Origin of the sequence: Ensifer sp. ENS06, assembly GCF_014852205.1 — a bacterium.
GTDB lineage: Bacteria > Pseudomonadota > Alphaproteobacteria > Rhizobiales > Rhizobiaceae > Ensifer > Ensifer adhaerens.
This window is the reverse complement of sequence record NZ_JACVBC010000037.1, coordinates 1-1,060: the sequence shown is the minus strand read 5'-3', so window position 1 is coordinate 1,060 and position 1,060 is coordinate 1. Positions and strand designations below refer to the sequence as shown.

The window sequence follows — 1,060 nt, the reverse complement described above, 5'->3', positions numbered from 1 at the left end:
GTGACGATCACGATCACCGGCACGAATGATGCCCCGGTGATCACGTCCGGTTGGCAGCTCGGCGGCGTGGTGGAGCGCTTTGACGGCTTTCCGGGCGAGAACACGGTCACGCACACGCAGGACGGCACGATCGGCTTTCGCGACGTCGATACGCTCGACACGCACACGGCGAGCTTCACGGCGGGCGGTAACGGCTATCTCGGTACCTTCTCGCTCGATCCTCTGAACCAGGCAACCGACAAGCTTGGCTGGAACTTCCAGGTTGCCGACAGCGTGCTCGACTCGCTGCAGGCCGGCCAGATCCTGGTGCAGACCTACGACGTCACCGTCGATGACGGCCACGGCGGCACGGCGACGCAGACGGTCACGATCGTGATCGCCGGCACCAACGACGCCCCGGTGATCACCTCGGGTGTGCAGAGCGGTGCGGTGACGGAGATCGCCGACAAGGCGACGGGCGAGAATACGGTGACGCACACGCAGGACGGCGCGGTGACGTTTACCGACGTCGATACGCTCGACACCCACAGCGCCAGCTTCTTGCCGCAGGGCCGTGGTTATCTCGGTACCTTCTCGCTGGATGCGGTCGATCAGGCAGCTGACAGGATCGGCTGGAACTTCAAGGTCGCCGACGGCGTGCTGGACTCGCTGCAGGCCGGCCAGACGCTGACGCAGAAGTACACCGTGTTCGTCAATGACGGCCATGGCGGGATCGTGGCGCAGACCGTTACGATCGCGATCACCGGGACGAACGATGCACCGGTGATCACCTCGGGTGCGCAGAGCGCCACGGTCACGGAGCGCGGCGACGGTGCGGCCGGCGAGAACTCAGTGGTGCACGTCAACGCCGGCAAGGTGGCTTTTGCCGATGTCGACACGCTGGACACCCACAGCGCCAGCTTCAAGGCGAACGGCGAAGGCTATCTCGGCAAGTTCGCGCTCGACCCGGTCAGCCAGTCGGGCAACTCGGTCGGCTGGACCTTCAAGGTTGCTGACGGTGTCATCGACTCGCTGCAGGCCGGCCAGTCGCTGACGCAGACCTATGATGTGACCATCAGTG

Annotated in this window: 1 protein-coding gene; it reads left to right on the top strand. The window is 64.9% G+C overall.

The window, feature by feature from the left end; translation table 11 throughout:
• Window positions 1-36: 36 nt before the first annotated feature.
• A partial coding sequence (locus tag IB279_RS36720; protein ID WP_309142338.1) for a VCBS domain-containing protein occupies window positions 37-1,060 on the top strand: 1,024 nt, incomplete at its 3' end.